At 71.3% G+C, this 6,931-nt stretch carries 7 protein-coding genes; 4 read left to right on the top strand and 3 right to left on the bottom strand.

The window, feature by feature from the left end:
- From AB0O00_RS25535 to AB0O00_RS25520, 4 genes are all read left to right on the top strand, one after another.
- A partial coding sequence (locus AB0O00_RS25535; protein WP_363655476.1) for an FHA domain-containing protein occupies positions 1–949 on the top strand: 949 nt, incomplete at its 5' end.
- 107 nt (positions 950–1,056) lie between these two features.
- On the top strand, positions 1,057–1,998 hold the full coding sequence (locus tag AB0O00_RS25530) for an ABC transporter ATP-binding protein (protein WP_363655474.1): 942 nt from the start codon (positions 1,057–1,059) through the stop codon (positions 1,996–1,998).
- Positions 1,995–3,158, top strand: a complete 1,164-nt coding sequence (locus AB0O00_RS25525; protein ID WP_363655472.1) for an ABC transporter permease — start codon at positions 1,995–1,997, stop codon at positions 3,156–3,158. Before AB0O00_RS25530 ends, AB0O00_RS25525 begins: the two co-directional genes overlap by 4 nt.
- A gap of 90 nt (positions 3,159–3,248) precedes the next feature.
- Positions 3,249–3,653 carry a globin gene (locus AB0O00_RS25520; RefSeq protein ID WP_363655470.1) on the top strand — a complete coding sequence of 135 codons (405 nt, stop codon included), beginning with the start codon at positions 3,249–3,251 and terminating at the stop codon, positions 3,651–3,653.
- Positions 3,654–3,699: 46 nt separating this feature from the next.
- Here AB0O00_RS25520 and AB0O00_RS25515 read toward each other — a convergent pair whose 3' ends face one another.
- The 3 genes from AB0O00_RS25515 to ettA form a co-directional block, all read right to left on the bottom strand.
- Positions 3,700–4,392 carry a hypothetical protein gene (locus AB0O00_RS25515; protein WP_363655468.1) on the bottom strand — a complete coding sequence of 231 codons (693 nt, stop codon included), beginning with the start codon at positions 4,390–4,392 and terminating at the stop codon, positions 3,700–3,702.
- 74 nt (positions 4,393–4,466) lie between these two features.
- Complete coding sequence (locus AB0O00_RS25510) at positions 4,467–4,943, bottom strand: thioesterase family protein (RefSeq protein ID WP_363655466.1); 477 nt, start codon at positions 4,941–4,943, stop codon at positions 4,467–4,469.
- Between the two features lie 107 nt (positions 4,944–5,050).
- Entirely contained in the window at positions 5,051–6,715 is a 1,665-nt protein-coding gene (gene ettA / locus AB0O00_RS25505) for an energy-dependent translational throttle protein EttA (protein ID WP_363655465.1), read from the bottom strand.
- Positions 6,716–6,931 lie beyond the last annotated feature (216 nt).

Here is a 6,931-nt window from a genome sequence, read left to right as displayed (position 1 = left end):
GTTCGGTGCGCCGATGCCGCCGATGCCGCCGGGCGCCGTGCCGCCCCCGCCCGGGATGGTCCCGCCGGGCGCCGTGCCCCCGCCGATGGCGGCGCCGCAGGGGCTCACCGAGGGCCTGACGGTCTGCCCGATCTGCCGCAGCCCGCAGACCGGCCGGTTCTGCGAGGAGTGCGGGTACGACTACGACCTGTCCACCCCCTCGCGCCGGCAGACCCCGGCCGGCCACGCCCCGGTGCCCCCGCCGGTCCAGGCGCCCGCGCCGCTGAACATCCCGGCGGCGTACGGCGGCCAGGCCCCGCCGCCCGCTCCGGCCCCGGCCCCGGTGCAGCCGCCCGTCCAGCCCCAGCCGCCGCTGCAGCCGCACACCTACGGCTACCCGCCGCCGGAGAACGCGTTCCCCGAGGCCGCCTTCCCGGAGGCCCCGGTGCGCGAGGACTCCGGCCCGGTCTACGCCGACCCCGGCAACCGCGACTTCGGCACGTCGTTCAACCTGGCCCCGCCGATGCCGCCGCAGCCGGACCCGCAGCAGCAGCCGGTGCGGACCAACTGGATCGCCGTGGTCGCGGCCGACCGCGACTACTTCACCGAGATGATGGCCCGCAGCGGCCCCGAGGCGGCCGGCCTGTTCTTCCCGCCGTACTGCCCCGAGCGGCGCGTCCCGATGACCGGCCGCGGCCAGCTGCGGATCGGCCGGCGCAGCCAGCACCGCGGCACGGTGCCGGAGATCGACCTGTCGGTGCCGCCGGAGGACCCGGGCGCCTCGCACCAGCACGCGCTGCTCGCCGAGCAGGCGGACGGCAGCTGGGTCCTGGTGGACCAGGACTCGACCAACGGCACGACCGTGAACGGCGGCGCCGAGCCGATCGCCCCGCACGTCGCCGTGCCGCTGAACGACGGCGACCGGATCCACATCGGCGCCTGGACGACCATCACCGTGCATCGCGCCTGACCAGCGGTCAACAGGGCCGGGCGGATCGGAACATCCGCCCGGCCCCGTGTTTTCCCGGTTCCTCAAACAATGCACAAATCCTGCGCCAGCAATGTGCATATCTTCGGATGAAAGCCCTACGCTCAGGGCTCATGACTGCAGCTATATCCGCTGACGGGATCCGTCAGCGGTACGGGGACGTGCAGGCTGTCGACGGGGTGTCACTCACGGTCGAAGCCGGCGAATTTTACGGAATCCTGGGCCCCAACGGCGCCGGGAAGACCACCACACTGGAGATCCTGGAAGGGATCCGCAAGCCCGACGAGGGCCGGATCGAGCTGCTGGGGATGGCCCCCTGGCCGCGCAACCCGCAACTGCTGCCGCGCATCGGCGTGCAGTTCCAGGCCTCCGCCTTCTTCCGCAAGCTCACCGCCCGGGAGACCATCCGCACCTTCGCGTCGTTCTACGGGGTCGGTCCCAAGCGGGCCGATGCGATGCTGGAGCGGGTCGGCCTCGCCGAAAAGGCCGGGGTGATGACCGAGCAGCTGTCCGGCGGCCAGGCCCAGCGCCTGTCCATCGCCTGCGCGCTGGCCCACGACCCGGAGCTCGTCTTCCTCGACGAGCCCACCACCGGCCTCGACCCGCAGGCCCGGCGCAACCTCTGGGACCTCCTGCGGGACATCAACCGCGAAGGCCGCACCGTCGTCCTGACCACCCACTACCTGGACGAGGCCGAGATCCTCTGCGACCGCGTCTCGATCATGGACCACGGCAAGATCCTGCACACCGGCGCCCCGGCGGCGCTGATCCGCGAGATCGACGACACCGTCCGGATCAGCGTCGAGTCCGGGCAGCTCGCCCTCGACCGGGCGCGCGACCTGCTCGCCGCGGCCGGCGCCGAGACCGCCTCCCTGGAGGACGACGGCACCACGCTGTCCCTCTCCACCCGCCTCCCGGCCCCGATCCTGGCCGTCCTCGCCGAGCAGAACGCCCTGCGCGGCCTCGAGGTGCGCGGCGCCACCCTGGAGGACGTCTTCCTCCAGCTGACCGGACGGGAGTACCGGGCATGACCGCCACCCAGTCCACCGAGCCGAAGGTGCCCGCCCAGCGCGGCGGTTCGCCCGTCGACGCCGGCAGCGAGCGGGAGCGGGTCAGCGCCTTCTGGAGCCTGTCGCGCTCGATGCTGGTGTCGTTCAAGCGCGACCGCAGCGCCGTCTTCTTCGTCATGCTGTTCCCGCTGATGTTCCTGCTGCTGTTCGGCACCCTGCTCAAGGGCGCCACCAGCCCGCACGCCAAGGTCGCCCAGGTCGGCGCCGTGCAGGTGCTGGACTCGGTGCAGGGCGAGGGCCGCACGGAGCTCGACAAGGTCCTGGAGATCAGCAAGACCGACGACGAGCCGGCCGCGCTCACCAAGGTGCGCAAGGGCGACCTCGACGCGCTGATCAAGCAGGGGCCGGACGGAAAGATCGAGCTGCACTTCAGCGCCGCCGACCAGGTCCGTGCCGGCTCCGTCCAGGGCATCCTCAACGCGATCGTCCAGCAGGCCAACCAGGCCGCCTACCAGCAGGCCACCGGCAAGCCGCCGGCGTTCTCGCTGGACGCGACCCAGGTCGAGGACCAGTCGCTCAAGCCGATCCAGTTCCTCACCCCGGGCCTGCTCGGCTGGGCCGTCGCCACCGGCGCCGTGTTCGGCGCCTCGCTGACCCTGGTCGGCTGGCGCAAGCAGAAGGTGCTGCGCCGACTGCGGCTGGCCCCGGTCAGCGCCTTCTCCGTCATCGCCTCCCGGGTCGTGGTGTCGGTGGTCACCGCCCTCGCCCAGACGGCGATCTTCCTGGTCGTCGCCACCACGCCGTTCTTCGGGCTCAAGCTCAGCGGCGACTGGTGGCTGATCATCCCGCTGGTGGTCTGCGCGACCATCGCCTTCATGTCGATCGGCCTGCTGGCCGGCTCGATCGCCAAGACCGAGGAGGCGGCCAACGGCATCTCGCAGATCATCGTGCTGCCGATGTCGTTCCTGTCCGGCTCCTTCTTCAAGATGGACGACGCCCCGGGCTGGCTCAAGACCATCTCCGAGGCGCTGCCGCTGCGGCACCTGGTCGACGCCGCCGGGTCCGTGCTCAGCCGCGGCGGCGGCGTCATGGACGCGCTGCCCGCCATGGGCATCCTGCTGGGCTTCGCCGTCGTGCTGACGCTCATCTCGGCGAAGCTGTTCAAGTGGGACGACGTCTGATCACCGCTCCACGGCATTAGCCCAACCCCGCGGGGTCGTACGCCTTTGGTCCCGGTGTACGGCCCCGTCGGCGTCTGCGACCATGGTCGGGTGAATGAGATCCGGCGTGGCACGCTCAGCGAGGAGAGCTTCTTCGACAAGGTCGGCGGCGAGCCGACCTTCCGGCGGTTGGTCCACCGGTTCTACCAGGGCGTCGCCGGCGACGAGTTGCTGCGCCCGATGTACCCCGAGGAGGACCTCGGCCCCGCCGAGGAGCGCCTGGTCCTCTTCCTGATGCAGTACTGGGGCGGCCCGCGCACCTACAGCGAGCACCGCGGCCACCCGCGGCTGCGCATGCGGCACGTGCCGTTCAAGGTGGACCGCGCGGCCCACGACGCCTGGCTCAAGCACATGCGCGCGGCCGTCGACGAGCTCACCCTGCCCGCCGAGGACGAGCAGCAGCTGTGGGACTACCTCACCTACGCCGCCGCCTCGATGATCAACGCCGAGGGCTGACGGGGCCCTGGGTCGCGGCACCCGGCCTGATTCCGAAAGACACGCCCTAGCGCAGCGGGCTGAGCCCCAGCCCCGCGCCGGGCGCGGCCGCCGTGCGGACCGCCACCGACCCGGCCGGGGCGCTCAGCCGCAGCCAGCCGCCAGCCCGGTGCACGGTCAGCGGGGCGTCCGGCTTCAGGAAGCCGATCACGTACGCCGCGTGGACCGCCCGCAGCGGCAGCTCCGGCAGCGCCGTCACCGGGCGGGACCAGATCTCGTCGGCCAGCTCGTCCAGCACCGCGCGGCTGCGGTGGTGCGCCGGGACGGCCTCGCTGCGCTCGCGGAACTCCCGTACGCCGGCCATCAGTTCCGGGTACACCCGGGCCACCGCCGGCTCCCCGACCGGCCGCCAGCCGGTGCGCGGCGGCAGCAGCCCGGCCCAGGCCGGGCCGGTCACCGGCGCGGGCAGCGCGACGGCGCCCGCCTCCGCGTCGACGGCCTCCAGCAGCTGGCCGGCCGAGACGGTCCGGTCGACCGGCTCACCGAGACCGGTCAGCCGGGCGGTGCGGATCGCCAGCGCGCCCGAACCACCCAGCGGCAGCCGCCCGAAGACCGCCAGCACGCCGTCGCCCGCGGCCGGGGCCACCGCCTGCAACCGCACCGACGCCGCCTTGTCGAAGCGCAGCAGGCGCAGCAGGAAGGCGGACAGGTCGGCGGCCTCGCCGGCGTCGGTGAGCGCGAGGCGGTCGGTCGTGGTCAACGCGGTTCGGCTCTCATCGGTAGAAGGTTTCTGCGGTAGAAGGTTTCTGCGAGGGGGCGACGCTCGGGCGGCGCTCAGGCGACGGCGACGGCCGCTTCGGCCTTCTGCTCGCCCTTCTGCGCCGGGACGGACTCGTCCACGAAGCGGGACAGGAACTGCCGCTCCACGGCCGAGATCCGGCGCGGGCGCTGCTCGGCCAGGTCGTAGGGCACGACCACGGTGGAGGCGCGGACGTACACGATGTCGCGGCCGTCCTCGTCGGTGTCCTTGATCTCGTACGCCACGGTCAGCGAGGCGCCACCGATCTTGGTCACCCAGGTCTCGATGGTCACCGGCTCGGGGCGGTGCACCAACGGCCGCTTGTAGTCGATCTCGTGGCGCGCCACGACCGACCCGCCCGCGAACTCCCCGGCGCCGGCCGCGGCGGCCTGGGTGAACATGAAGTCGATCCGGGCCTCCTCCAGGTAGCGCAGGAAGACCACGTTGTTGACGTGCCCGAAGGCGTCCATGTCGGACCAGCGCAGCGGGCAGGCGTAGATGTGGCGGGCCACAGGTGTTCTCCTCGGTTCCGGTCGCCCGCCGCCGGTCGGCGGCTGCGGGCCGCGGCCCGGCAGGCCGCCCAGGGGGCAGTCTGCCGGGCCGTCGTGACAGCTGGGTGTCAGCCGCGGGTCAGCTTCTTGTAGGTGGCCCGGTGCGGACGGGCGGCGTCGGCGCCCAGTCGCTCGATCTTGTTCTTCTCGTACGACTCGAAGTTGCCCTCGAACCAGAACCACTTGCTCTCGCCCTCGTAGGCGAGGATGTGGGTGGCCACTCGGTCGAGGAACCAGCGGTCGTGGGAGATGACCACGGCGCAGCCGGGGAACTCCAGCAGGGCGTTCTCCAGCGAGGAGAGCGTCTCGACGTCGAGGTCGTTGGTGGGCTCGTCGAGGAGCAGCAGGTTGCCGCCCTGCTTGAGGGTGAGCGCCAGGTTCAGGCGGTTGCGCTCACCGCCGGAGAGCACGCCGGCCGGCTTCTGCTGGTCCGGGCCCTTGAAGCCGAAGGCCGACACGTAGGCGCGGGACGGCATCTCGACCTGGCCGACGTTGATCCAGTCCAGACCGTCGGAGACGACCTCCCAGAGGGTCTTCTTCGGGTCGATGTTGGCGCGGCTCTGGTCGACGTAGCTGATCTTGACGGTCTCGCCGACCTTGACCTTGCCGGAGTCCGGGGTCTCCAGGTCCTGCAGCATCTTGAACAGGGTGGTCTTGCCGGCGCCGTTCGGGCCGATGATGCCGACGATGCCGTTGCGCGGCAGGGTGAAGCTGAGGTCGTCGATCAGGACCTTCTCGCCGAAGGCCTTGTTGAGGTTCTCGACCTCGATGACGACGCTGCCCAGGCGCGGGCCCGGCGGGATCTGGATCTCCTCGAAGTCCAGCTTCCGCATCTTGTCGGCCTCGGCCGCCATCTCCTCGTAACGGGCGAGGCGGGCCTTGGACTTGGCCTGGCGGCCCTTGGCGTTGGAGCGCACCCACTCCAGCTCTTCCTTGAGCCGCTTGGCGCGCTTGGCGTCCTTCTGGCCCTCGACCTTGAGACGCGACTGCTTGGTCTCCAGGTAGGTGGAGTAGTTGCCCTCGTACGGGTAGGCGCGGCCGCGGTCGAGCTCCAGGATCCACTCGGCCACGTGGTCGAGGAAGTACCGGTCGTGGGTGACGGCCACGACGGTGCCCTTGTACTTGGCCAGGTGCTGCTCCAGCCAGTTCACCGACTCGGCGTCGAGGTGGTTGGTGGGCTCGTCGAGCAGCAGCAGGTCGGGGGCCTCCAGCAGCAGCTTGCAGAGCGCGACGCGGCGCTTCTCGCCACCGGAGAGCTTGGTGACGGCCCAGTCGCCGGGCGGGCAGCCCAGGGCGTCCATGGCCTGCTCCAGCTGGGCGTCCAGGTCCCAGGCCTCGGCGTGGTCCAGCTCCTCCTGGAGCTTGCCCATCTCGTCGAGGAGCGCGTCCGAGTAGTCGGTCGCCATGAGCTCGGCGATCTCGTTGAAGCGGTCGAGCTTGCCCTTGATCTCCTTGACGCCGTCCTGGACGTTCTCCAGGACCGTCTTGGACTCGTCGAGCGGCGGCTCCTGGAGGAGCATGCCGACGGTGAAGCCGGGCGAGAGGAAGGCGTCGCCGTTGGAGGGGTGCTCCAGGCCGGCCATCATCTTCAGCACGGTGGACTTACCGGCACCGTTGGGGCCCACGACGCCGATCTTCGCTCCGGGGAGGAAGCTGAGCGTCACGTCGTCAAGGATGACCTTGTCTCCGTGCGCCTTGCGCACCTTGCGCATCGTGTAGATGTATTCCGCCACGTGAGATCGCTCCGGCGTCGTCGGGAGTATTCGGCTTGCAGCCTTCCATTGTGCCGCACCCGACCGGGAGACCCGAACCGCCCGGTGGACCCCCACTGGGGTATCCCGAACGGCCAAACGGCACCCACGCACGACCCACCCGGCCGCGGCCGGCCCGACTGCCGCCTGCCCGAGCGCGACGGGGCCGGCCCGACTGTGGCCGGCCTGACGGCGACC

It is taken from the genome of Kitasatospora sp. NPDC093558 (assembly GCF_040683475.1).
GTDB lineage: Bacteria > Actinomycetota > Actinomycetes > Streptomycetales > Streptomycetaceae > Kitasatospora.
Note: the sequence above shows the minus strand (reverse complement) of the source record. Positions and strands in the feature narration are given on the sequence as shown.

Bases quoted from the DNA above. Each gene is read 5' to 3' on its own strand.
- AB0O00_RS25530 (WP_363655474.1), top strand. From the start codon at position 1,057: ATGAAAGCCCTACGCTCAGGGCTCATGACTGCAGCTATATCCGCTGAC.
- AB0O00_RS25525 (WP_363655472.1), top strand. From the start codon at position 1,995: ATGACCGCCACCCAGTCCACCGAGCCGAAGGTGCCCGCCCAGCGCGGC.